This is a genomic window from Halobaculum gomorrense (assembly GCF_900129775.1).
Lineage (GTDB): Archaea > Halobacteriota > Halobacteria > Halobacteriales > Haloferacaceae > Halobaculum > Halobaculum gomorrense.
The window spans coordinates 282,961-304,598 of record NZ_FQWV01000001.1 but is presented as its reverse complement, the minus strand read 5'-3'; the positions used below and the strand labels follow the sequence as shown (position 1 = coordinate 304,598).

25 protein-coding genes and 1 tRNA gene are annotated in these 21,638 nt (G+C 68.9%); 16 read left to right on the top strand and 10 right to left on the bottom strand.

Annotated elements, in window-relative coordinates:
* Positions 1 to 2: 2 nt before the first annotated feature.
* The 3 genes from BUE16_RS01535 (at position 3) to BUE16_RS01525 (ending at position 1,937) form a co-directional block, all read left to right on the top strand.
* A complete protein-coding gene (locus tag BUE16_RS01535; RefSeq protein WP_073306654.1) occupies positions 3 to 428 on the top strand; it encodes a NusA-like transcription termination signal-binding factor in 426 nt (141 codons plus the stop codon).
* 442 nt (positions 429 to 870) lie between these two features.
* Positions 871 to 1,299 carry a 30S ribosomal protein S12 gene (locus tag BUE16_RS01530; protein ID WP_073306653.1) on the top strand — a complete coding sequence of 143 codons (429 nt, stop codon included), beginning with the start codon at positions 871 to 873 and terminating at the stop codon, positions 1,297 to 1,299.
* Positions 1,299 to 1,937: a 30S ribosomal protein S7 gene (locus tag BUE16_RS01525; protein ID WP_073306652.1), complete on the top strand. Its 639-nt coding sequence runs from the start codon at positions 1,299 to 1,301 to the stop codon at positions 1,935 to 1,937. Before BUE16_RS01530 ends, BUE16_RS01525 begins: the two co-directional genes overlap by 1 nt.
* Positions 1,938 to 2,060: 123 nt before the next feature.
* Here the strand turns inward: BUE16_RS01525 and BUE16_RS16790 are convergent, their stop codons facing one another.
* Genes BUE16_RS16790 through BUE16_RS01515 form a run of 3 tightly spaced genes read right to left on the bottom strand, consistent with a single transcriptional unit; the run spans position 2,061 to position 3,649 of the window.
* A complete protein-coding gene (locus tag BUE16_RS16790) occupies positions 2,061 to 2,210 on the bottom strand; it encodes a hypothetical protein (protein WP_200778341.1) in 150 nt (49 codons plus the stop codon).
* A gap of 57 nt (positions 2,211 to 2,267) precedes the next feature.
* The gene (locus BUE16_RS01520) at positions 2,268 to 2,930 is read right to left on the bottom strand and encodes a class II aldolase/adducin family protein (RefSeq protein ID WP_073306651.1); all 663 of its coding nucleotides are present in this window, start codon (positions 2,928 to 2,930) and stop codon (positions 2,268 to 2,270) included.
* A complete protein-coding gene (locus tag BUE16_RS01515; protein WP_073306650.1) occupies positions 2,927 to 3,649 on the bottom strand; it encodes an HAD family hydrolase in 723 nt (240 codons plus the stop codon). The genes BUE16_RS01520 and BUE16_RS01515 overlap by 4 nt, the downstream gene beginning before the upstream one ends.
* Positions 3,650 to 3,764: 115 nt before the next feature.
* Between BUE16_RS01515 and BUE16_RS01510 the strand changes: the two genes are divergently transcribed.
* Together BUE16_RS01510 and BUE16_RS01505 are read left to right on the top strand one after the other, a co-directional pair.
* Positions 3,765 to 4,409, top strand: a complete 645-nt coding sequence (locus BUE16_RS01510) for a GNAT family N-acetyltransferase (RefSeq protein WP_073306649.1) — start codon at positions 3,765 to 3,767, stop codon at positions 4,407 to 4,409.
* Between the two features lie 129 nt (positions 4,410 to 4,538).
* Positions 4,539 to 4,958, top strand: coding sequence for a hypothetical protein (locus BUE16_RS01505; RefSeq protein ID WP_073306648.1), 420 nt, complete (start codon positions 4,539 to 4,541; stop codon positions 4,956 to 4,958).
* Between the two features lie 404 nt (positions 4,959 to 5,362).
* On the opposite strand, the gene BUE16_RS01500 is transcribed toward BUE16_RS01505, so the two are convergent.
* Positions 5,363 to 6,130, bottom strand: coding sequence for a DUF5781 family protein (locus BUE16_RS01500; RefSeq protein WP_073306647.1), 768 nt, complete (start codon positions 6,128 to 6,130; stop codon positions 5,363 to 5,365).
* Between the two features lie 164 nt (positions 6,131 to 6,294).
* On the opposite strand from BUE16_RS01500, the gene BUE16_RS01495 reads away from it, so the two are divergent.
* The 6 genes from BUE16_RS01495 to BUE16_RS01470 all read left to right on the top strand — a co-directional run bounded on the left by BUE16_RS01495 (position 6,295) and on the right by BUE16_RS01470 (position 12,815).
* Complete coding sequence (locus BUE16_RS01495; protein ID WP_073306646.1) at positions 6,295 to 8,487, top strand: elongation factor EF-2; 2,193 nt, start codon at positions 6,295 to 6,297, stop codon at positions 8,485 to 8,487.
* A gap of 426 nt (positions 8,488 to 8,913) precedes the next feature.
* On the top strand, positions 8,914 to 9,534 hold the full coding sequence (locus tag BUE16_RS01490; RefSeq protein ID WP_073306645.1) for an amino acid-binding protein: 621 nt from the start codon (positions 8,914 to 8,916) through the stop codon (positions 9,532 to 9,534).
* The gene (locus BUE16_RS01485) at positions 9,531 to 10,505 is read left to right on the top strand and encodes a homoserine dehydrogenase (RefSeq protein ID WP_073306644.1); all 975 of its coding nucleotides are present in this window, start codon (positions 9,531 to 9,533) and stop codon (positions 10,503 to 10,505) included. Before BUE16_RS01490 ends, BUE16_RS01485 begins: the two co-directional genes overlap by 4 nt.
* Before the next feature lie 334 nt (positions 10,506 to 10,839).
* Positions 10,840 to 12,105, top strand: a complete 1,266-nt coding sequence (gene tuf / locus BUE16_RS01480; protein ID WP_073306643.1) for a translation elongation factor EF-1 subunit alpha — start codon at positions 10,840 to 10,842, stop codon at positions 12,103 to 12,105.
* The gene (rpsJ, locus tag BUE16_RS01475; protein WP_073306642.1) at positions 12,106 to 12,420 is read left to right on the top strand and encodes a 30S ribosomal protein S10; all 315 of its coding nucleotides are present in this window, start codon (positions 12,106 to 12,108) and stop codon (positions 12,418 to 12,420) included.
* Positions 12,421 to 12,743: 323 nt separating this feature from the next.
* Positions 12,744 to 12,815 (top strand) — tRNA-Ala (locus tag BUE16_RS01470).
* Between the two features lie 66 nt (positions 12,816 to 12,881).
* On the opposite strand, the gene BUE16_RS01465 is transcribed toward BUE16_RS01470, so the two are convergent.
* Positions 12,882 to 13,550 (bottom strand): HAD family hydrolase, encoded by a 669-nt coding sequence (locus BUE16_RS01465; RefSeq protein WP_073306641.1) that lies wholly within the window; start codon positions 13,548 to 13,550, stop codon positions 12,882 to 12,884.
* 303 nt (positions 13,551 to 13,853) lie between these two features.
* Here BUE16_RS01465 and BUE16_RS01460 point away from each other — a divergent pair, with 303 nt between their 5' ends.
* Complete coding sequence (locus tag BUE16_RS01460; protein WP_073306640.1) at positions 13,854 to 14,039, top strand: hypothetical protein; 186 nt, start codon at positions 13,854 to 13,856, stop codon at positions 14,037 to 14,039.
* A 73-nt stretch (positions 14,040 to 14,112) separates the two neighbouring features.
* On the opposite strand, the gene BUE16_RS01455 is transcribed toward BUE16_RS01460, so the two are convergent.
* Together BUE16_RS01455 and BUE16_RS01450 are read right to left on the bottom strand one after the other, a co-directional pair.
* The gene (locus tag BUE16_RS01455) at positions 14,113 to 15,444 is read right to left on the bottom strand and encodes an RNB domain-containing ribonuclease (RefSeq protein WP_073306639.1); all 1,332 of its coding nucleotides are present in this window, start codon (positions 15,442 to 15,444) and stop codon (positions 14,113 to 14,115) included.
* 263 nt (positions 15,445 to 15,707) lie between these two features.
* Positions 15,708 to 16,037 (bottom strand): DUF7562 family protein, encoded by a 330-nt coding sequence (locus tag BUE16_RS01450; protein ID WP_073306638.1) that lies wholly within the window; start codon positions 16,035 to 16,037, stop codon positions 15,708 to 15,710.
* Between the two features lie 140 nt (positions 16,038 to 16,177).
* Here BUE16_RS01450 and BUE16_RS01445 point away from each other — a divergent pair, with 140 nt between their 5' ends.
* Positions 16,178 to 16,672, top strand: a complete 495-nt coding sequence (locus tag BUE16_RS01445) for an RNA-binding protein (protein WP_073306637.1) — start codon at positions 16,178 to 16,180, stop codon at positions 16,670 to 16,672.
* A 66-nt stretch (positions 16,673 to 16,738) separates the two neighbouring features.
* Here BUE16_RS01445 and BUE16_RS01440 read toward each other — a convergent pair whose 3' ends face one another.
* Together BUE16_RS01440 and BUE16_RS01435 are read right to left on the bottom strand one after the other, a co-directional pair.
* On the bottom strand, positions 16,739 to 17,077 hold the full coding sequence (locus BUE16_RS01440; RefSeq protein ID WP_073306636.1) for a hypothetical protein: 339 nt from the start codon (positions 17,075 to 17,077) through the stop codon (positions 16,739 to 16,741).
* Positions 17,078 to 17,127: 50 nt separating this feature from the next.
* Positions 17,128 to 17,886: a DUF1028 domain-containing protein gene (locus BUE16_RS01435; RefSeq protein WP_073306635.1), complete on the bottom strand. Its 759-nt coding sequence runs from the start codon at positions 17,884 to 17,886 to the stop codon at positions 17,128 to 17,130.
* A 224-nt stretch (positions 17,887 to 18,110) separates the two neighbouring features.
* Here BUE16_RS01435 and BUE16_RS01430 point away from each other — a divergent pair, with 224 nt between their 5' ends.
* Complete coding sequence (locus tag BUE16_RS01430) at positions 18,111 to 18,467, top strand: cell division protein SepF (RefSeq protein ID WP_073306634.1); 357 nt, start codon at positions 18,111 to 18,113, stop codon at positions 18,465 to 18,467.
* Between the two features lie 92 nt (positions 18,468 to 18,559).
* Here BUE16_RS01430 and BUE16_RS01425 read toward each other — a convergent pair whose 3' ends face one another.
* A complete protein-coding gene (locus BUE16_RS01425) occupies positions 18,560 to 19,576 on the bottom strand; it encodes a PrsW family intramembrane metalloprotease (protein ID WP_073306633.1) in 1,017 nt (338 codons plus the stop codon).
* Between the two features lie 175 nt (positions 19,577 to 19,751).
* On the opposite strand from BUE16_RS01425, the gene BUE16_RS01420 reads away from it, so the two are divergent.
* Complete coding sequence (locus tag BUE16_RS01420; RefSeq protein ID WP_073306632.1) at positions 19,752 to 20,126, top strand: DUF7532 family protein; 375 nt, start codon at positions 19,752 to 19,754, stop codon at positions 20,124 to 20,126.
* Entirely contained in the window at positions 20,123 to 21,631 is a 1,509-nt protein-coding gene (locus BUE16_RS01415; protein ID WP_079991441.1) for a DUF402 domain-containing protein, read from the top strand. The genes BUE16_RS01420 and BUE16_RS01415 overlap by 4 nt, the downstream gene beginning before the upstream one ends.
* The last annotated feature ends 7 nt before the right edge of the window (positions 21,632 to 21,638 follow it).

Sequence of the window (21,638 nt, the reverse complement as noted above, 5' to 3'; positions counted from 1 at the left end):
CGGTGCGCGTCGAGATATCGGACGAGGCGCGCCGGTACATCGGGACGTTCGACGACCTCGTCGGCGTCGCGCCGCTGGACTGCCTCGTGGAAGCCGACGGCGACCGCCTCATCTTCCTCATCCCCGCGGGTGAGATGGCGGAGGCGGTCGGTCCTGGCGGAAAGACCGTCGAGCGCGTCGAAGAGCAGCTCGGCGCGAGCGTCGAACTGGTCGAGAACGCGGACACGCCCGAGGCGTTCGTCGCGAACGCGCTCGCACCGGCGGCGGTACGTGGCGTGACGGTGAGTCACCAGAACGACGTGGTCGCGTACGCCGAGGTCGTCGAGGCGGACCGCGGCGTCGCCATCGGCGCCGGCGGGCGCAACATCGAGGTGGCGCGGACGCTCGCGAAGCGCCACTTCGACATCGACGACGTGCAGCTGGCGTAGGCCGGCGGACCGGGGGTGGCCCGCCGGTCTGACCGATCTCCTCCCGGCAGGGTCGCCGGGCGTGTTGGATCACCTCCGTCCGACCGACGCCGACTACCCCGCCGGGATGACCGGGTCGTCGGAGACGAGGGTCTCGTCGCGGCCTTCGAGCGTGGGGTCTTCGGGTCGTTGCCCCCATCGTCTCCGAATTCGCCGAGGGAATACACGAGCACGACATCGACTTCGTCTCCCAGTTCGTCTCCCTGGAGCTGTAGCGGCCGACCCGAGTGAACAGCGACGCCCGCAGAGCGACGGATCCGCGCCGAAACGGGCGCTGCGGGCGCGATCCGATCCGCGAGACGACCTCAGACACCGCGAGAGGCACCGCTAACCGCCTCTCGCGTCGTCTCGGCGTCGTGGAAAGGGAACCCTTACGTAGCTCGGCTGAAAACGAGAGTGTACGATGGCTAACGGCAAATACGCCGCGCGGAAGCTCAAGAAGGACCGCCAGAAGCGGCGGTGGTCCGACTCCGAGTACGCGCGACGCGAGCGCGGTCTCTCCGAGAAGTCCGACCCCCTCGAAGGCGCCCCCCAGGGCCGCGGGATCGTCCTGGAGAAAGTGGGCATCGAGGCGAAGCAGCCCAACTCGGCGATCCGGAAGTGCGTCCGGGTCCAGCTCATCAAGAACGGGAAGCAGGTCACGGCGTTCTGTCCCGGCGACGGCGCCATCTCGTTCATCGACGAGCACGACGAGGTCACCATCGCGGGGATCGGCGGCGCGAAGGGTCGCGCCATGGGCGACCTCTCCGGCGTCAACTACAAGGTCGAGAAGGTGAACGGCGTGTCGATGATCGAACTCGTCCGCGGCAACGCGGAGAAGCCCGTCCGATAATGAGCGAGTCAGAGCAAGACACCGAGGCCGACGTCGACGCACCGGACCCGGACGCCCCCGCCGACTCCGAGCAGGCCGTCGAGAACGCGCTACTGTTCGGCGAGTGGGATGTCTCGGAGATGGAGTACTCCGACCCGTCCACGCGGAAGTACATGAACGTGACTCCCATCGCCCACACGCAGGGTCGTCACGCCTCCAAGCAGTTCCGCAAGTCCGAGATCTCGCTGGTCGAGCGGCTCATCAACCGGCTGATGCAGACAGAGGAGAACACGGGTAAGAAACAGCAGGCCCAGCGTATCGTCAGCGACGCCTTCGACACGATTCACTCGCGCACCGAGGACAACCCGGTGCAGGTGCTCGTCGAGGCCGTCGAGAACGCCGCCCCGCGCGAGGAGACCGTCCGCCTGAAGTACGGCGGCATCTCCGTCCCGAAGGCCGTCGACGTCGCGCCCCAGCGCCGCGTCGACCAGTCCTTGAAATTCATCGCCGCGGGCGTCCAGGGCGCCAGCTACAAGACGACGACCAGCGCCGCCGACGCGCTCGCAGACCAGCTCATCGGTGCCGCCCGCTACGACGTGCAGACGTACGCCATCTCCCAGAAAGAGGAGACCGAACGCGTCGCCGCCGCCGCGCGCTGACCGCGACGGCGCCGAACACCAGCCGTCTGCAGCCCGGTCCGATCTGTGGTCTCGGTTCTTCTCTCCGTCCGCGTCGACTCCGCGAGCGACGCGTCCCGGCGCGCGCCGCTGCTGAGTGTGCGTTCACTTCCGGTTGTGGACGTTCGTGCTTCCGCACTCTGGACACCGTGTGAGCGTCCCCAGCGTCGGGTCTCGCAGCCGCTCCCACGCGTCGCTCCCGATCGGTTTCTCGAAGCCGCAGCCGTCGCAGGTGAGTACGCTCGCCGGCGGCATGGCCGACAATACGGCGTCCGAGCGCATAGTCCTTGCCGACGTGTCAGCCGAGAGATCCTACTGATCGTCGTCCTGTCCGTATCCTTCGAACTGCTCGATCGCGGTGTCGAGTTCCGCCTCGGGCAGTTCCGTCGGCTCGCCGACGGCCGACGACTGCAGGTACAGCCGCGAGAGGTCCTCGACGTGGGTCGTGTGTTCCAGCGCGGTCTCGATGTCTGCGGCGGTGACGACGAGCCCGTGGTTCTCGATGAACGACGCCGTGGCGTTCGCCTCCTCCATCGCTGCGACGACGTTCGCCGCGAGCTCCTCGGTGCCGTACGGCGCGTACTCGGCGACGGGAACGCGCTTGCCGACGGCGACGATCATGTAGTGGATCGGGGGGAGCTCCCGGTGGAGCACCGCCATCGTCGTCGCCCACGGCGAGTGGGTGTGAACGATCGCCTCGGAGCCGTAGCCGCGGTAGATGTGGCGGTGCATCGGCACCTCGCTTGAGGGCGCCATCCGCCCGGCGACGCGCTCGCCGTCGAGGTCGACCACCGGCACGTCAGCGGCGTCGAAGGCGTCGTAGGCGACGCCGGTCGGCGTGACGGCGAAGCGGTCGCCCTCGCGGACGCTGAGGTTTCCGGTGCGGCCCGGCGTGAGCTGCGCGAGGTCTGGGGCGTGCTCGACCACGGCCTCGCGCGCGTCGCGGAGGACGGCCGGGTTCGCGTCGTCGCTCACAGCGCCACCTCCGTCACCGCGCTCAGCGAGTCGAGGTAGTGATCGGGGCGCCGCACGGCAGGTAGTCCGTCGTCGCCCGGGTCGGCGCGTGCCTCCGCCGGGCCGTTGAACAGCGCCGTCTCCATCCCGAGGGCGTTGCCGCCCTCGATGTCCCGATGCGGGGAGTTGCCGACGACGAGCGCCGTCGACGGCGACCGGTCGAGCCGCGCCAGCGCGGTCGTAAACACGGGCGCGGCGGGCTTCTCGCGGCCGACCTCCTCACTGGTGACGACCGCGTCGAGGTGCGCGTCGACGCCGAGTTCGGCGAGCTTGCGCAGTTGGACGCGCGTCGTGAGGTTCGTCACGACCGCCACGTCGCAGCCGGCCTCCCGGAGCGCGGCGAGCGTGTCCAGCGCGTCGTCGAACGCCGCCATCTCCGCGAGGTAGGCGTCCCAGTAGGCGTCGCCCAGGGCGCGGGCGAGATCAGCGTCGAACGGTCCCGGCAGGTCGGCGACCAGCCGCTTGTAGTAGATGTGGCGGCTGTGACTGCTGGCGGTGGCGCCGACCTCCCGCTTCGTCGCTGCGCGGGCGCGGGCGCGACGCGCCTCAAACGCCTCGGCGTCGAGGTCGCCCCCCCAGTCACGGTACGTCTCGAAGGCGGCGCGCGTGCCCGCCTCGTTGCACGGATCGTACGGGTAGAGGGTGTCGTCGAGATCGAACAACACGGCGTCGACAGCCATGCCCCGCGCTCGGTTCCCCCGCCGCATAGGTGTTCGGTCGGCGCCCGCGCGCTTGGCCCGCGTCGGCGAGACAAGCGGGGAAACAGCTAAACACGCGGTCAATCACGGCGCTCACGTGTTCCCCGAAGTCATCGAAACCAAGCGGCTCCGCCTCGAACGGTGCTGCCGCGAGCGCGTCTCCCCACGTGCGCTGTACGCCGCCGCCGGCACGAGCCCGACGATCGACGCCGAGACGGAGTACCTGCCGTGGTCTCCCCTCGACACGCTCGCCGACGCAGAAGAGCGCCTCGCCGAGTTCGAGCGACAGTGGGACGACCGCGAGCGGGCGGAGTGGGTCGTTCGTCCCCGGAACGGGGAACCGGGCGCCGGCGAGTTCGCCGGCACGGCGGGACTGATCTGTCGGTGGGACCGCGACCTCGCGCTGCCGGCAATCTGGCTGCGGAAGCCGTTCTGGGGGCGAGGCTACTCCGGCGAGCGCGCCGACGCGCTGCTCTCGGTGGCGTTCGACCGGCTGGACGTTGGCGTCGCCGCGGTGCCGATCCACGGCGAGAACGACCGGTCGTACAGCGCCGTCGAGCAGTACGTGGAGCGGCACGGCGGCCGGTACGAGGGACGGTTGCGAAACCACGCGGGGCGATACGACGAACCCGCGGACCACCATCGGTTCTCGGTGAGCCGCGAGGAGTGGCGCGCGGCCGACGGGGCGGAGACGACCGTCCGATTCCCCGAAGACCATACCGACTCCGCTTCGGACTGGTGACTTCGAAGCCGCTTCAGCGCGTTGACTCGACCTCGCTCGCGACCACAGCGGCGAGGGACCGACCTCCGGAACTCTCGTCGGTGATAGTCGGAGGCGGAGACATTTACTTGACGACGCGGTTGCCAGCCCATGGACGCGATTCCCGGTCAGTTCGTCGGGCTCGTCGCGGCGGTGCTGGCGAGCGCGACCGTCGGCGTCCCGTTCATGCGGACCACCGCGGCTCGGCGGGTGTTGCGGCCGTTCAGCAGCGGTCCCGACGGCGACGACCCCTTCGCCGCCGCGGCGGTGTACGCCGGGCTGTCGGTCGCGTACGCCGCGATCGTCGTGCTCGCCGGCGAGAGCGCAGGCGACGCCGGTGCAGTCGGGCTCACCCTGACGCTGCTGTTGCCGTTCGGCTTCGGCGTCGCCGCGGCGACCGCGTGGCTCCCGTCCGTCGGCGTCGAGTGGCGGCCGGCCGGCGAGGCGCGAACGGACGCCACGCTGACGTTCGCGGCGTTTCTCGCGACGCTCACCGCGACCGCGGCGGGCGGCTGGCTGCTGGTCGGGTGAGGCGACGGGACGCGGTCCCGACAGGCGAGCGTTCAAATACGAAGGCGGGGCCACTGGTGACCACGGGCGAAGGGTCGCGCCCGTCCGGCTCGCGAGCCACCCGGTCCCTGCGGACACCGACCCGACCTCAGGCGCGGCGGCGGCCGAGTTGCCCGAACGAGAGCGAACGACCGCCCCAGCGGAGCGCGAGGCTCGTCCCCGTGACCAGCAGAAACGGGACGGAGTCGCCGCGTGCGTTGGCGGGCGAGGCGGGACATCGTCTCGACGGTCGCTGTTTACGATCTTCGCGGAGAGATCGGATTTCATGAGTGGAACGCTCACGGTCGCCCGCGAAGTCGTTACTGGCGGTGCTGCTCGGCCCTATCGCCGCGGTCACCGATTCCGTCGAAACCCGTCGTTGGCAGTCAGTCGGCGGCGGCCGGATCACCGCCGCTCGCGTCGACGGCGTACAGCCGCGCGGCGTCGACGAGCGCCTTGCGGTACTGCGACTCCGAGGGATCGGCCGCGAGCGACCGGAACAGCCGCGTGAACGCCCGAAGGTCGATATCCGGCGCGTCGTCGGCGGCCGCGTGCGCGAGGTCGTACAGTCGGTGGCCGTCGTCGACGAGCCCGTGGCGCTCGCACATCGCCAGCGCGAAGGCGGCGTTGACGGCGGTGATGTCCGGGTCCGAGCCGGGCGTCATGCGTCGCGAGTCGGGGTGCGGGTGATCGCGCGGGCGGTCGGCGACGGCGGCGGCCAACTGCGACTCGAAGAAGGTCGCCAGCTTCCCGCCCGGGCCGACCGAGAGCGTGATGTCGTCGGCGTACACGTCCTTCATGTGGTTTGCGATCTGGTAGCAGTGGTGCACCTTCCGGCGCTCGACCGACGCGCCCGAGAGCGCGAGAAACAGCGCCTCGTCGGTCGACTGGTGGTGCGAGGGATGCGGCTCCTCGTAGCGGGCCATGTGGGACAGTTCATGGAGCGCGAGCTCGCGCGCCATCGCCGAGGTGGCGGCCTTCCGGGAGATGTTGAGTACGTGGCGGTCGTCGTAGTGGCCCGCCCACGTCCGCTCCTCGGGGTTGTCGCGGACCCGAACGTCCACCGGCAGCGAGAGGTCGTGTTCCGTTTCCAACAGGGCCGCCGCCCCGAGGAAGGGGTCGGGCGGGACGGCGCCCCGGACTCGAATGTCCATGTGTGTAGTTGACACGGCCGGGATCGATTTGACTCTTGTGCCGACTGGACGGCGATCGAAGCGATCCACGCGACGGCGTACCACGGGGTGTGCTCCGCGGATTCAGGGGTTTCGGCGCCGGCAAAGCACTACCCTTTTGACCGGTCGGAGAATAGCGGCCGGTAATGGGCCGACGAAAGAAAATCGTACAGGAATGTGAGGAACTGATGGACGAGCCGGAGCAGATCCGGAACATCGCCATCGCTGCTCACGTCGACCACGGGAAGACGACACTGACGGACAACCTGCTCGCCGGCGCGGGCATGATCGCCGACGCGGACGAGGCGACCCAGCTCGTGATGGACACCGAGGAGGACGAGCAGGAGCGCGGAATCACCATCGACGCGGCGAACGTCTCGATGACCCACGAGTACGAGGACGAGAACCACCTCATCAACCTCATCGACACGCCCGGCCACGTCGACTTCGGCGGGGACGTGACCCGCGCGATGCGCGCCGTCGACGGCGCGCTCGTCGTGGTGGACGCCGTCGAGGGCGCGATGCCCCAGACGGAGACGGTCGTTCGGCAGGCGCTCCGCGAGGGCGTCAAGCCGGCGCTGTTCATCAACAAGGTCGACCGCCTCATCTCCGAGCTCCAGGAGGGGCCCGAGGAGATGCAACAGCGCCTCCAGGATGTCATCGCCGACGTCAACGAGCTCATCCGCGGGATGACCGAGGAGATGGACGACATCGAGGAGGACTGGACGGTCTCCGTCGAGGAGGGGACCGTCGGGTTCGGCTCCGCGCTGTACAAGTGGGGCGTCTCGCTCCCGTCGATGCAGCGCACCGGCATGTCGTTCGGCGACATCATCGAACTGGAACAAGATCACAAGCGGCAGGAGCTCCACGAGCGCACGCCGCTGTCGGATGTCGTGCTCGACATGGTCGCCGAGCACTTCCCGAATCCGCTGAAGGCGCAGCCGTTTCGCGTCCCCCGCATCTGGCGCGGCGACGATGAGTCCGACATCGCCGAGGACATGCGGACTGTCAACCGCGACGGCGACATCGTCTTCATGGCGACCGACATCGGAATGGACCCGCACGCCGGCGAGATCGTGACGGGCCGCGTCTTCTCGGGCACGCTCGAGAAGGGACAGGAGCTGTACGTCTCCGGCACCGCGGGCAAGAACCGCGTCCAGTCGGTCGGGATCTACATGGGCGGCGAGCGCGAGGAGCTCGACCGGGGCGTCCCCGCGGGCAACGTCGCGGCCGTCACCGGCCTGAAGGACGCCATCGCCGGCTCCACCGTCTCCGACAAGGAGATGACGCCGTTCGAGTCGATCGAGCACATCTCCGAGCCGGTCATCACCAAGAGCGTGGAGGCGAAGTCGATGGACGACCTGCCGAAGCTCATCAAGACGCTCCAGCAGGTCGCCAAGGAGGACCCGACCATCCGCGTGGAGATTAACGAGGACACGGGCGAGCACCTCATCTCCGGGCAGGGCGAGCTCCACCTCGAGGTCATCACCCAGCGGATCCAGAAGAACCAGGGCATCCCCGTCCAGACGGGTGAGCCCATCGTCGTCTACCGCGAGCAGCCGCAGGAGGCCTCCCGGGAGGTCGAGGGCGTCTCGCCGAACCGCCACAACAAGTTCTACATCACCGTCGAGCCGATGGCGGACGACATCGTCGAGACGATCCAGCGTGGCGAGGCGTCGATGAGCATGCCCGAACTGGAGCGCCGCGAGGCGCTGCAGGACGCCGGCATGGACAAGGACACGTCTCAGAACGTGGAGCACATCCACGGGACGAACATCCTCATCGACGACACGAAGGGGATCCAGCACCTCAACGAGACGATGGAGCTCGTCATCGAGGGCCTCGAAGAGGCGCTCGACGACGGTCCCCTCGCCGCCGAGCCCGTGCAGGGCGCGCTGCTTCGCCTGCACGACGCGCGGCTACACGAAGACACCATCCACCGCGGTCCGGCGCAGGTCATCCCCGCCGTCCGCGACGCCGTCCACCGCGCGCTCATCGACGGCGAGGTGCGCCTCCTCGAACCGATTCAGGACGTCCGCATCGACGTGCCCAGCGAGCACATGGGGAACGCCTCTGGCGAGATCCAGGGCCGCCGCGGCCGCGTCGACGACATGTACCAGGAGGGCGACCTCATGGTCATCGAGGGCATCGCGCCCGTCGAAGAGATGATCGGCTTCTCCAGCGACATCCGCTCGGCCACCGAGGGTCGCGCCTCCTGGAACACGGAGAACGCGGGCTTCCGCGTGCTCGTCGACAACCTCCAGCGCGAGAAGATCATGGAGATCCGCGAGCGCAAGGGCATGAAACTGGAGCTGCCCCAGTCGATCGACTACATCTGAAGTATCGCACCGACCGACGCGGTTGGGCTCAGGTTCCGTCCGCTTTCTCTTTCTCTTTCTTGTTCGGCCCGTCAGCGGCCGCGCTCCGATCGGCACCGGTGTCGACGGACTGTCGGCCAGACGACCGATACGCCGACGGACCGTCGGCGATCTCACAGGATCGTTCACACACTGGCAAGCATCGCCACGGTGGAAGGCTTATCACCTCCCCGTCTACACAGAGCAACTATGCCAAGTGGCACGACCCACGGTCGGCGCGACGGCTGCGAACGAGCGACCCAGCCCCGCACGCCGATCACAATTATTGGGTCCACGACCACACCCCCCGACGGAACACGGTCGGCGGCGCACCAGCATCCGGTTGGCGGCGCCGACGAGCGAGCGGACCTGACGGGGACGAGCGCGGACGAACGGAGGGCGCGATAGATGCCCTCGGAGCCGACGACAGCCCCCGACGAGCGGCCGGTGGACACCGTCGAGGCCGATGACGGCGACGACGCCGCGGCGGAGACGGACGGGGGTCACGAGACGGAACTGCAGGCGCACACGATCAGGCTCGAACTGGTCGACGAGCCGGGCCAACTGCTCGCGGCGCTGAAGCCGATCGCCGACAACGGTGCGAATCTGCTGTCGATCTTCCACGAGCGCGGGAGCCTCACCCCGCGGGGGCGAATCCCCGTCGAGGTCGACATCGAGTGCCCGCCGGACCGGTTCGAGGGGATCCTCGACGACCTCCGGTCGCGCGGCGTCAACGTGATCCAAGCGGACGCGGAGGAGTACGGCGACGAGGTGACGGTCGTCCTCGTGGGCCACCTCGTCGACACGGATCTCTCGGACACGCTCAAGAATATCCAGGACTGCTCCGGCGCATCCGTCGCCGACATCGACCTGTCGGCGCCCGCGGGCGCGGGATCGGAGGCGCATTCGAGCGCCCGGCTTCGCCTGCGGGCGCGCGCCGGCGAGACCGCAAGCGTGGTCGAGACGATCCGGGCGGTCGCCGCCGAGAAGGACATCGACGTGATCGCGCCGCTGGAGGGCCGCCGATGAAGCTCGGCGTCCTCGGCGCCGGCGCGGTCGGCCGCTCGGTCGCGACGTTGGCCCCCGAGTACGGCCACGAGGTGACGGCGCTAGCGGACTCCTCGGCGGCGGTCGTCGACGCGGGCGGCGTCGACGTGGACGCCGCGCTCGCTCGGAAGGACGCTGGCGACCCGCTGGGCGACGCCGAGCCGGGCGACGCGCTCGCGGGCGAGTACGACGCGCTCGTGGAGGCGACCCCGACGACGCTGGGCGACGCCGAGCCCGGCTTCTCGCACGTGCGCGCCGCCTTGGAGCGCGACAGGCACGTAGTGCTCGCGAACAAGGGACCGGTCGCCGAGCGCTACGCCGAGGTGCGCGAACTGGAGGCCGACTCCGCCGGCGAGGTGTACTTCGAGGCGACGGTCGGCGGCGCGATCCCCGTGTGCGCGACCGTCGACGACCTGGGCGCCAAGCACGTCTCGGCGGTGCGTGGCGTGCTCAACGGAACGGCGAACTTCGTGCTCTCGCGGATGGCCGCCGAAGGCCTTGACTACGACCACGTGCTGGCGGAGGCCCAGGACCTGGGCGTCGCCGAGGCGGATCCCTCCTTCGACGTGGAGGGGACCGACGCCGCGCTGAAGTGCGTCATCCTCGCGAACGTGCTGCGGGAGGCCGACTGCGACTCCCTCGACGAGCTTCGGGAGGTTGAAGTGACGCTCGCGGACGCCGAGGTCGAGGGGATCCGCGACATCCCGGGCAGCGCGCTGGAGTTGGCCGCCGAGGACGGCCGAACCGTGCGGCTCGTCGGCGAGGCGACCCGCGACGGTGTCAACGTCGGCCCGCGGCTGGTCCCGGAGAACGGGACGCTGTCGGTGACAGGAACCCGCAACATCGTCGAGATCGACCACGAGTACGCCGGTGAGCTCGCGATCTCCGGCCGCGGCGCCGGCGGCGAGGAGACGGCCAGCGCGGTGCTGGCCGACGTTGCCAGGCTGGAGTAGACCGACGGGCAGCCTTCTTCGTCCGCGTTGGTCCGGGCAGGCCGATCCACGAGCGCCGGTAGCCGTCCGCGGTTCATGACACGGTTTCGATCCGGGCGCGCATCGCTGGGACCGATCATCGATCTGCCGGTGCGATCGAACTGCCCTCGGTTCCGACTGATCTGTCTTCGCTCCGCGACCCCCGCCGAACCGCCGTGCAAATCCGACACACGGCACGCCGACACACGCAAAATCGCAAGAAGGCAAAGGGATGAGCTGCTCAGCGTATCGAAATGGTTTTAGGGCGTTCGAACGTTACACGTCCTTACAGAGCGCCTCAGCGCGCGATTCCACTATGAGCGACAAACCCCACCAGAACCTGGCCATCATCGGCCACGTCGACCACGGGAAGTCTACGCTCGTCGGGCGGCTCCTCTTCGAGACAGGGAGCGTCCCCGAGCACGTAATCGAGCAGCACCGAGAGGAGGCCGAGGAGAAGGGCAAGGGCGGCTTCGAGTTCGCCTACGTCATGGACAACCTGGCCGAGGAGCGTGAGCGCGGTGTCACGATCGACATCGCCCACCAGGAGTTCGACACCGACCAGTACTACTTCACTATCGTCGACTGCCCGGGCCACCGTGACTTCGTGAAGAACATGATCACGGGCGCCTCGCAGGCCGACAACGCGGTCCTCGTCGTCGCGGCCGACGACGGTGTCGCGCCCCAGACCCGCGAGCACGTCTTCCTCGCCCGCACGCTCGGCATCAACGAGCTGATCGTCGGGATCAACAAGATGGACCTCGTCGACTACTCGGAGGACTCCTACAAGGAGGTCGTCTCCGAGGTCGAGGACCTGCTCAAGCAGGTTCGCTTCGGCACCGAGGACGCGAGCTTCATCCCGATCTCCGCGTTCGAGGGCGACAACATCGCCGACCGCTCGGACAACACGTCGTGGTACGACGGCAAGATCCTCCTGGAGGCCCTCAACGACCTTCCGGAGTCGGAGCCGCCGACGGACGCGCCGCTGCGTCTGCCCATTCAGGACGTCTACACCATCTCGGGCATCGGGACCGTCCCCGTCGGACGCCTCGAGACCGGCGAGATGCGCTCGGGTGACAACGTCTCCTTCCAGCCGTCCGACGTGGGCGGCGAGGTGAAGACGATCGAGATGCACCACGAGGAAGTCGACTACGCGGGCCCCGGCGACAACGTCGGCTTCAACGTCCGCGGCGTCGGCAAGGACGACATCCGCCGCGGCGATGTCTGCGGTCCCGCAGACGACCCGCCGACGGTCGCCGAGACCTTCCAGGCGCAGGTCGTCGTCATGCAGCACCCGTCGGTCATCACGGCCGGCTACACCCCTGTCTTCCACGCCCACACGGCGCAGGTCGCGTGTACGATCGAGTCGCTCGATCAGAAGCTCGACCCGTCCTCGGGCGAGGTCGCTGAGGAGAACCCGGACTTCATCAAGTCCGGCGACGCGGCCATCGTGACGGTGCGTCCGCAGAAGCCGCTCAGCATCGAGCCGTCGAGCGAGATCCCGGAACTGGGCTCCTTCGCCATTCGCGACATGGGTCAGACCATCGCGGCCGGCAAGGTGCTCTCCGTCGACGAGCGGTAAATGCCCGGGCAACAAGCGCGCGTCCGACTCGCGGGCACGAGCCCCGACGACCTGGACGACATCTGCGACGACGTCCGCGAGATCGCGGACAAGACCGGCGTGGCGCTGTCGGGTCCCATCCCGCTCCCCACGAAGACGCTGGAGGTCCCCTCGCGCAAGTCCCCGGACGGCGAGGGGACAGCGACGTGGGAGCACTGGGAGATGCGCGTCCACAAGCGGCTGATCGACATCGACGCCGACGAACGCGCGCTCCGTCAGCTCATGCGGATTCAGGTCCCGAACGACGTCTCCATCGAGATCGTCCTCGAGGACTGAACTGAGGCGCACCGGACCACACGGTCCGACCTCACCGAACCGTTCTCACGTTTTTCGCCTCGGCTAGCAACGGCATCGCTTGGCGTCCGCGGCGTACGATGGTCGGTCGTGTCCGTCCGCTCGCACTTCCGTCCCGCCGCGGCGACATGCTCCGTCCCCTCGCCGGGATGCTCGCACCGATGACGGTCGCGCCGGTCGCGTACTGTCTGGTCGGGTTCCTCGCTGTGGGACCCGGACACGTATGCCTGCTTCGTGTGTGAAGAACGCACGGAGGCATGGCGAAACGGAACCCTCAAGTGCGATCCCGGACTCTCAGGGAGTGCGGGCTCGTAGATCAGTGGTAGATCGCTTCCTTCGCAAGGAAGAGGCCCTGGGTTCAAATCCCAGCGAGTCCACTCCTGTTTTTTGTCAAATCGATCACGGGGAGTGACACCGTTGTCGCGCCGTAGTGCCCCGATCGCTTACGCCGCGTTGAGGGCCGCCGCGAGGTCGTGCAGCGAGTCGACATCGTAGCGGGGGTCGGAGTCCAGTTCGTCTTCGGCGTTGAACTCCCGGCGGACGAATGCGGCGTCGATGCCGACGTTGCGTGCGGCGGCCACATCGGAGGCGCGGTCGCCCACGTACACCGCGTCGTCGGTCGCCAGATCCGACAGCGCCCGCTGCATGTAGCCCGTCGCGGGCTTCTCGGCGCCGATATCGTCGACGCCGGGCGCGAGGCCGTACCACGTGTCGAAGTGTTCGCGGAGGTCGAACTGATCGAGCACGGTCTCGACGGCGGTGTGCTGGTTGTTGCTCACGATTCCGCGGGCGGCGGGCACGTCGAGGATGGCCTCCACGTCGTCGTACAGCCCCTTCTCGCCGTCGGCGATGGCGGTCAGTTGATTCTCGGCGACGAGTTCGTTCCGGCGACGCCACAGCCGGTCGAATTCGACCCCGTAGGTCGACTCAAACTGGTCGACTGCCCAGTCGATACCCGCTTCGAGGACGCGTACGGTCCGGAACTCGCGACCGGTCGGGTCCTCGATCCCCGCCTCCTCCAGCGTCCGTTCGGCAGCGTCGGTGAACACCCACGGTGGCGATCGCTCGACGAGCACCCCGTCCATGTCGAACACGACGGCGTCGTAGTCCATAGCGCCACCAGCGGGTCGGGCCGCATCAGCGTGACGGCTCGCGTCCAGCGTCGAAGCGCGACGCCGCTGACCTCGGGAGCGCTACGGATCTCGAGCACGGAGATCGCTGCCGTGGCGACGACCGTCGCCCCGCCGCCGGCGGAAGTGATCACTCGGCGGGCCGAAGTGCGACGGGGGGACGGAGTCCGGGATTGGCCCGTACCGCCCGCGGCAGTATCGATCAGCCATCGGGACGGCATCCCTCGATTTCACTTTCACTCCGCATGGCTCGCGTACAAGAGGGTTCCGCCCACACGAAGTTGTATGAGCACGACCCCGGCCGTCGACCCGCCGGAGCGCGTCGAGGTGGAGACAAGCACGCGTGCGCGCATCGACGTAACCGAGACGAGCGTCCACGAAGTCGAATCGTTCCTGCGACGCAACGACTGTCGCGTGCACTTCGAGCGTCGCGGCGGAACGACCGACTTGGTCGTCGTCGCCGATCGGTGAGGCAGACTCGTCGACAGGTACCGGCCGCGATGGCCTCGACGCCGACGCCACCTTCGGCGGCCGTGAAACGCGCTTACTCGGGGACTGTCTCCGGGCGGTCGTACTGCGCGTCTTCGGGGTCGTCCGTCACCTCGACCCCGCGGTTGTTCACCGCGTACGGGTCGAGCCCGACCTCCTGCATGAACTGCTTGTAGAGCCGCTCGGCGGTCTCTGCGTCCTTTTGCTTGTCGGAGGCGCTGTCACACAGTTCGACGAGGGTCTCTGGCACGTCGTTCTCGTGGACGATCCAGTGGTTGATCAGGTCCGAGAGCCGACGGATGGGGCTCGTGAAGTGCCCGTAGATGTCGAAGTTGAGTGCGTGGTGGCCGCCGAAGGGGTCGTTCATGTACTTCGCGCGGGGCATCACCTTCAGCACCGCGCGCTGAATCTTGTTGAGCTGGCGGTCCGGCGCCTCCTCTAGCGCGGCGTTGACGGCCTTGCGCGGGTCGTCACCCCACGCGTCGCCGGGGATGGAGACGCCGTCGAGTTCCTGGATCTCCTTGAGCGCCTCGTTCCACTGCTCCGGGGTGGGCTGCGGGTGAACACGGTACATCGCCTCGACCCCGCGGTTCCACATCAGCTCGTGGGTGACCGCCTTGTTCGCCTTCAGCATGCACTCCTCGATGATGGTGTGCGCGCGGTCGCGGCTCGGGTTGAGGACGAGCGAGCCGTCGGCCTTCCGCTGCTCGTGGAGCTGGTCGGCCACGTCGTACGCCAGGGTGCACTCCTCGTGCAGCGGGGCGTCGGCGTCCTCCAGTCGACGCTCGCACTGCTTGTACGTGAGACGCTCGTCGGAGTTGATGACCGACTTGTAGATGTCCAGCTCCTCGAAGGAGAGCGTCTCCTTGTCGAGGCGCATCTCGACGGTGTGGGCGAGGCGGTCCTCGTTGGGGACCAGCGAGCACACCGTCTCCGCGAGGATCGGCGGGAGCATGTGGATGGTGTACCCGGGCAGGTAGACGGTGTTGCCGCGCTCGACGGCCTCCGCCCACATCGTCGAGTCCGGGTGGACGTAGTGGCTCACGTCGGCGATGTGGACCCACAGGTGGTACTCGTCGGCCGCTTCCTCGATGGAGATGGCGTCGTCGAAGTCCTGCGCGTCGGCCGGGTCGGTCGTCCACGTGGTCAGCTCCCGGAGGTCGCGTCGCTCGTCGATCTCGTCTTGTATCTCCTGTTGGACGCCCTCGGTGCGGTCCTTCGCCTCGCGTACCACCTCCGGCGGGAACTCGTCGCGGATCTCGAACTCCGCGAACAGCGACTCGCGTTTGTCGGCGAGCGCGTCCGCGAGGCCCTGCGTGATGGTGACCGGTCCCTGGTCCTCGGCGGTGCCCTGGGCCGGCTCCTCTTCGGGCGTTGCGTCACTCATGCCGCGGCGTACGAGGGTGCGGTACGTGAGGGTTTCGGGGAGTGGGCGGTACGAGGAGCGAACAACGTGAGCGACGAGAACCGCCTGAGACGGCGGCACGCTTGCGGGCGCGCCGCCCACGGGAAATGCGTCGGCGAGAGAGTGGGCAACGCGAACGAGAGAGCCGACGGACGGACAGCGTACTCCTGTGGCGCGCCGCCCACCAGAAGTGCGTGGTCGACGAAGCGAACGGAGTGAGCGATGGAAGCGATCGATTGGGCCGACTAGTCCCTGCGGCCCTCGGTGTCCTCGGCGTCGGCCTCGGCTTCGCCGTAGCGCCGGGCGACCTCGCGTTGATACGCTTCGACGTACGCCTCCTGCGAGTCGCCGCCGGCGGTCGCCTCCACGTCGACCAACAGCGCCTCTAACTCGTCGCGTGGCTGGTGTGACAGGTCGCGGAAGCACCCTTTACAGAGGTACTCGAACTCCTTGTCGCGTCGATTCCAGCGGTCGCCCTGCTTGTCGTACTCGCGAGCGTCCTCGCGGGGGAGCGACTCGCCGCAGGCGATACAGACGACGGCGGACCGGTCCCGGTCCCGCCGGGATCCCCACATAGGCAGCACTGCGGCGTCGGCCGACTTAGCGTTTATCGTGCGACCGGAACCCACGACACGCGATCACACTCCGCGTTGCGACCTGTGCGGAATCCGACGCCGAGCGGTCGATTTATCCGGCGACGCGCGGACACACGCGTATGAACGTCAAGTCACGCCACCACCTCCGGAGCGACGCCGTCTCCGAGATCCGTGAGGCGCTCGCCGAGCGCCTCGGCGTCGACCTGGAGGGTGATTCCTTCGAGCTGGTCGAACTCACCGATTCGCCGTTCGATCTGGTGCTCGTCGACGGGAACCCGGACGTGCTGTACTACGACGGCGACGGCGGTGACCGCGAGCCGTTCCTCACGGTCCGCGGCGCCAACGACCATCCGCCCGAGCGCGGCGTCGTCACCGTCGACGCCGGCGCGGTGTCGTTCGTCTCCGACGGCGCCGACGTGATGCGCCCGGGGATCACCGAGGCCGACGACTCGATCGCCGAGGGCGACCTCGTCGCCGTCGCCGAGGAGACCCACAGGAAGGTGCTCGGCGTCGGCCGCGCGCTCGTCGACGGCGCGGAGATGGCCGGCGATTCCGGCAAGGTCGTGAAGTCGCTCCACCACGTCGGCGACGACCTCTACGAGTTTTCGATCTGAGCCTCGCGCCGTCGAGCGAGTCGCGGCGCGCCTCGCGCCGCCGAAGGGTGCGGTCGCCCGCGCCGCTCACAGCACGGCCACGTCGACGGCGACCGCAACGGGGCTGCACACGAGCAGCCCGACCCCGTAGAAGAACACGCGAACGTCCGACGGGAGCGACACCGCGGCCGCCTCGTCGTGGTCGCGGACGCTTCCTGCGGTCCCCATCGAGTCGGCATTCGAGGCGGCCGTCGACAGCCGGACCTCCCCGCCGCCGCCGGCGACCCACACGAGCGTTGCGAGGCCGACGACGAAGGTGCCGACCGCGCCGCTCGGGCCCGCGAGCGCTACCAGCAGCGCGACGGACGCGCCGCCGCCGAGGAGGCTGTACCAGAACAGGCCACGACGGAGGAGAGGCCAATTCACACGCGAGGACGACCGCGAATTGACAAGTAGCTTCGGGTGAACCGGAGCGCCTACTGGTCGCTCGCGGCGCCGGTCGACTCCCCGACGGGGTCGTCCGCGTCGGGTTCGTCCTCGTTCTCGTCGTCCTCCAGTTCGTCGCCGTACTCCTCCATCAGGATCTCCTGGCCGTGGCGGGCCTCCTCGAACGTCTCCCGCAGGTCGGCGATCGGCGTCTCCGTGGCGTCAACGCGGAGGTCGTCGTAGTAGGTGCCGACCTCCCGCTCCTCGGTCGTCTTCACCTTCAGCGCGGCCGACTGGACGGGCAGGTGCTCGCGCTTGTCGCCGCCCTCGGCGTGGCCGGCCTCCAGCGCGTCGACCAGCCGCTCCGCGAGGGGTGCGTCGCCGAAGGCGTCCGACTCGTAGGCGCTCGCGACCGACTCGATCACCGCCTCGCCCGTCAGGAGGTTGCCGGCGACGGTGTAGTTCTCGCCGCTGGTGTGGCCGTACCAGTCGTTACACTCCTCGCCGGAGAAGACGAACGTCCCGTCGGCGTCGACGCCGTGGAGTTGGCGCTGTGGCGCGCCGTCGTCGGCGTTGAGAAGCGACTGGAGCGCGTCCTCGACGGCGAGACCGTCGTCGAGGTACTCGATCCCCTTGCGCCCCAGCTCCACGTTCACGAGCGACTGCGTGGCGACCGCGCCGTTCTCGGAGGCGAACGGGCACAGCGTGCCGACGCCGGGCAGGCGGGTGGTGACGGCGACGCCGAAGCGGGTCTGGCGCTCGCTCTCGTCGTCGGTGTACTCCTCGCGGACGCAGATGCTGAAGGTCATGTCGTCCGTCGCTGGGTGCGGTCGACGCAAAAAGGCGGGGTTCCCGGAACGCCACGCGATGACGCGACGACGACGCCACGCGATGACGCGACCGGCAGGGCGACCGGAGCACCGCGGCGACGGGATCGGCGAGCAGCGCGGCCGGTCGAACACCCGGCGTGCGACGCGCGTGTGCGTGGCGTCCGACGTACAGACTTATGGGTTGAGGGAGTTTGATGCCGTACATGGGCATCATGAGTAAGATCCTCGGGGGCGGGGGGACCCACAGCGCCGAGGACTACGTCGAACTGGACCTCGACGACTTCGAGAACGCCCGGGGCGGCGCCGGGATGCAGGTCCATATCGCCGAGATCGCAGACCAGCGGGACGTGATCGACATCAAAGACGCCGTCTACGACGGTGACTTCGTCATCGCGGACATCACGCGTCACTCGACGACGGACCAGACGGTGGAGCGGATCATCGACGAACTCCGGCAGGTCGTCAGCGAGGTCGACGGCGACATCGTCCAGAAGGGCGACGATCAACTCGTCATCACGCCAACCGGCGTGACGGTGAGCCGCGAGAAGCTCGGCGAGTAACGTCGGGGCCGCGGTCGGCCGGTGATTCTCACGGACGATCTCGATTCAAGCTGACGGTCCGACTCAGTCCCGATCGGCTTCAACGGGGCGGTTCAGGCGTCGAACTCGGTCAGATCCGATCGCTTCGCCGCTTCTGCGGACTCGTCCGGTTCGTGTGCCGCCCGGTAGGCGGCGCGGTAGCGGTTGATCTTCCGGAGGAGGATCAGCGCGAACAGCCCGTCGAACAGCGCGATGTAGACGAACGAGGAGGCCAGCGACGGGAGGCCGACGACCGAGTGTAACAGACCCGTTCCGATGCCGACGGTGGAGTTGTACGTCGCGTGGATGAGCGCCGCGATGATCAGCCCCTTGACGACGATGGGGCCGCGGTTCTCGGGGTTGAACTTCGCCAGCCCGAGGTAGTAGCCCGCGAACGCCGAGTAGATGACGTGCCCCGGCCCCGCGAGCGCGCGGGTGAACGTGATCCCGCCGCCGACGCCGATCAGTCCCAAGCCGAGGTCGAGGCCGGTCTGCTCGATGCCGCGGGAGATGTACAAGGCGTTCTCGATGAACGCGAAGCCGAGGCCGGCCATCGCGCCGTACACCGCGCCGTCGAGGACCGAATCAAAGCTGTCGTGACCGTAGGCGTACAGCCTGACGGCCAGCAGTTTCACCGTCTCCTCGACGGGGCCGACGATCAGGAAAAAGAACGCCACCGTCCCGAGGAAGCCGATCGGCCGGAAGTACGGCTGGGCGACAGAGTTGAGGATCGCTGCGAAGTTCGCGGTGAGTACGCCGAGCAGGAAGGTCGCGACGAGCAGCCCCAGCGGCTCGGTCGTCGTGATGTCTGAGCGGTAGACGTAGGCGGCGAGCGCGAGCGCCGGGAGCGCCGACAGGAGCGTGAGCGCGCCGATACCGGGGTTCGTCACCGCGGAGAAGCCGCCGATCCCGATCAACAGCAGCGCCGCGACGAGGATCGTCGCCCACCGGGCGGACCCGGAGAGCAGCCGGTAGACCGCAACCGCGAGCCCGTCGAGCGAGGACCGTTCCTCCCAGGTCGCCACGTCGTACAGGTCCGCCGAGGAGTCGGCCGCGTCTTCGATCGGGTCAGTTCGCTCCTTCTTGGCCATCGTGTGAGTGGCGAGACGCGCCGACGCCTTGTGTCTTATTGCAGATCCGCTCGGGCGACGCGGGCCCGTCCGACCGCGGGGCCGATCGCGCCGACGCCGCGAGCTTGCGCCGTGGGCTCGCGTCCGACCCGCCTGGGACCGGTACGTTTGACACGTGCCGCGTCGAAGCCGCGGTATGCACTTCGACCCGCGCGAACAGGCAGCGCTCCGCGAGGTCGGGCTCGACGCCGCCGACCTCGAAACCGCCGCCGACCTCGTCGCCGACGCGGTCGACGAGGCGGCCGGCGATCTGGCTGACTTCTTCGAGGGTGGCGGGACGTACTACTCGGACATGGACACCGCCCACGGCGACGGCGGGTTCCGCGAACACGACGTGGACCACCTCGACGTGTACACCCACGCCGCCGACCTCCGCGGCTACCTAAAATTCGACCGCTGGGGCGTCCCCGTCGAGGACGGCCGCGTGCTGAACGACGATATCGTCGAATTGCGCCTCGGGGGCACCGTCAACGACCGCGTTCGCTTCGCGCGCGATTCCGAGGCGCTATGAGCGGCGACGGGGGCGAGAGCGGGAGCGTCGACCGTGACGGCGACCGGGGTGACGACCGCGGGAGCCGCCCGAGCCACCGCGTCCGCGTCCGCGGTATCTACTCGACCGCGCTGACGCGGTCGCTGCTGGACGCCGGTCACGTCGTGGTGCAAGCGAGCCCGCCGATCCGCAGGCGCTTCGACGCCGACCTCCCCGCCGCAGATCACGACGCCAGCGTGGAGACGACCGAGGACCGACAGGGCGTCGGCGTCGCTGGCGACCCAAACGCGGTGGCGACGCTGCGCGAGCACCTGCTCGACATGGGGCTCGACGCACTCGCGTGGGACGACCCCGCGCCGCTGGGCGCGGTGTTCGACGGCGTCGTCGCGGAGACCCACGGGGGCGGCGCCGTCCTCGACTTGGGCGAGTCGGGCGCAGAGGGGTATCTCTCGTTCGACAACGCCGACGGCTACGTCGGGGAAGACGACATCCTCCGCGTGCAGGTGCTCGACCCGGCGGCCCCCTGGGAGGACGACCGAGCGATCCTCGACACCCGCGTCCGCGCGATGGCCGGGCTCGCCACGCTCGTCCCCGGCCGCGAGGGTGTGCGCGTCGACGGTGCCGACGACGCCGACGCCCGCGAGTTGGCCGGGATGACCGACCTCCTCTCGGTCGGCGTACCCGACGGCTGGGGGGTCGAGTGGAGCCGGGACGCGCGCGACGCGGACATGGACGCACTCGGCGACGCGCTGGCCCGCGCGAGCGACCACGCCCGAGCCATCGACGGCGTACTGGAGGAGCCGCAGGGCGAACCGGGGCTGCTGGCCGCCCCGACCGCGGGCGCGTGGGTGTGGTTCGGCCGGGAGTGCCGCTTCGCGCTCGACGACCTCCGCCGCGAGGTGACGACGACGATGCCGGGCCACCACCGCACGAAGGCGGCCTCGCGGTCCGCCTCCGCCGGCGTCGACCTCGCGGAGGCGCTCGTCGCCTCGGGCGAGTTCGCGCGCGACCCCGACGACGACACGGACTTCCCGTTCGGCGTCGTCACAGAGCAGTTCGGCCCGCACGTGGGCGACCGCGTGGCCATCGGCCACGGCAAGCCCGACGGCCGGCTCATCGTCCTCGGGCGCGGTGAGGTGACCGACCTCGACCCCGCAGACGGCTCGCTCACGGTCGAGCGCCGGATGACCGCCGGCGGCAGCTACGACGCGCTCGACGCCCGGCGAGAGACGGGCGACGTGGCCACGACGACGTTCCGCGAGGGGCGGTGGTGGTACCCGACGGTCTACCGCGACGAGGACGGCGACAGGAAGGGAACCTACGTGAACGTCTGCACGCCCGTCGAGGCGTTCCCCGAGAGCGTGCGCTACGTCGACCTCCACGTCGACGTGGTGAAACACGGCGACGGTCGCGTCGAGCGCGTCGACGACGACGAACTCGACGAGGCGGTCGAGCGCGGCGAACTCACCGAGGAACTGGCCGAAAAGGCGCGGAGCGTGGCGACGGCGCTGGAGCGGGCGTTGTAGGTGGTAG

Bases quoted from the DNA above. Each gene is read 5' to 3' on its own strand.
- BUE16_RS01465 (WP_073306641.1), bottom strand. From the start codon at position 13,550: ATGGACTACGACGCCGTCGTGTTCGACATGGACGGGGTGCTCGTCGAG.
- BUE16_RS01435 (WP_073306635.1), bottom strand. From the start codon at position 17,886: ATGACCTTCAGCATCTGCGTCCGCGAGGAGTACACCGACGACGAGAGC.
- BUE16_RS01430 (WP_073306634.1), top strand. From the start codon at position 18,111: ATGGGCATCATGAGTAAGATCCTCGGGGGCGGGGGGACCCACAGCGCC.
- BUE16_RS01515 (WP_073306650.1), bottom strand. From the start codon at position 3,649: ATGGCTGTCGACGCCGTGTTGTTCGATCTCGACGACACCCTCTACCCG.
- BUE16_RS16790 (WP_200778341.1), bottom strand. From the start codon at position 2,210: ATGCCGCCGGCGAGCGTACTCACCTGCGACGGCTGCGGCTTCGAGAAA.
- BUE16_RS01525 (WP_073306652.1), top strand. From the start codon at position 1,299: ATGAGCGAGTCAGAGCAAGACACCGAGGCCGACGTCGACGCACCGGAC.
- BUE16_RS01485 (WP_073306644.1), top strand. From the start codon at position 9,531: ATGAAGCTCGGCGTCCTCGGCGCCGGCGCGGTCGGCCGCTCGGTCGCG.
- BUE16_RS01415 (WP_079991441.1), top strand. From the start codon at position 20,123: ATGAGCGGCGACGGGGGCGAGAGCGGGAGCGTCGACCGTGACGGCGAC.
- BUE16_RS01460 (WP_073306640.1), top strand. From the start codon at position 13,854: ATGAGCACGACCCCGGCCGTCGACCCGCCGGAGCGCGTCGAGGTGGAG.
- BUE16_RS01530 (WP_073306653.1), top strand. From the start codon at position 871: ATGGCTAACGGCAAATACGCCGCGCGGAAGCTCAAGAAGGACCGCCAG.
- BUE16_RS01450 (WP_073306638.1), bottom strand. From the start codon at position 16,037: ATGTGGGGATCCCGGCGGGACCGGGACCGGTCCGCCGTCGTCTGTATC.
- rpsJ (WP_073306642.1), top strand. From the start codon at position 12,106: ATGCCCGGGCAACAAGCGCGCGTCCGACTCGCGGGCACGAGCCCCGAC.
- BUE16_RS01420 (WP_073306632.1), top strand. From the start codon at position 19,752: ATGCACTTCGACCCGCGCGAACAGGCAGCGCTCCGCGAGGTCGGGCTC.
- BUE16_RS01445 (WP_073306637.1), top strand. From the start codon at position 16,178: ATGAACGTCAAGTCACGCCACCACCTCCGGAGCGACGCCGTCTCCGAG.
- BUE16_RS01500 (WP_073306647.1), bottom strand. From the start codon at position 6,130: ATGGACATTCGAGTCCGGGGCGCCGTCCCGCCCGACCCCTTCCTCGGG.
- BUE16_RS01455 (WP_073306639.1), bottom strand. From the start codon at position 15,444: ATGAGTGACGCAACGCCCGAAGAGGAGCCGGCCCAGGGCACCGCCGAG.
- BUE16_RS01425 (WP_073306633.1), bottom strand. From the start codon at position 19,576: ATGGCCAAGAAGGAGCGAACTGACCCGATCGAAGACGCGGCCGACTCC.
- BUE16_RS01505 (WP_073306648.1), top strand. From the start codon at position 4,539: ATGGACGCGATTCCCGGTCAGTTCGTCGGGCTCGTCGCGGCGGTGCTG.
- tuf (WP_073306643.1), top strand. From the start codon at position 10,840: ATGAGCGACAAACCCCACCAGAACCTGGCCATCATCGGCCACGTCGAC.
- BUE16_RS01490 (WP_073306645.1), top strand. From the start codon at position 8,914: ATGCCCTCGGAGCCGACGACAGCCCCCGACGAGCGGCCGGTGGACACC.
- BUE16_RS01495 (WP_073306646.1), top strand. From the start codon at position 6,295: ATGGGCCGACGAAAGAAAATCGTACAGGAATGTGAGGAACTGATGGAC.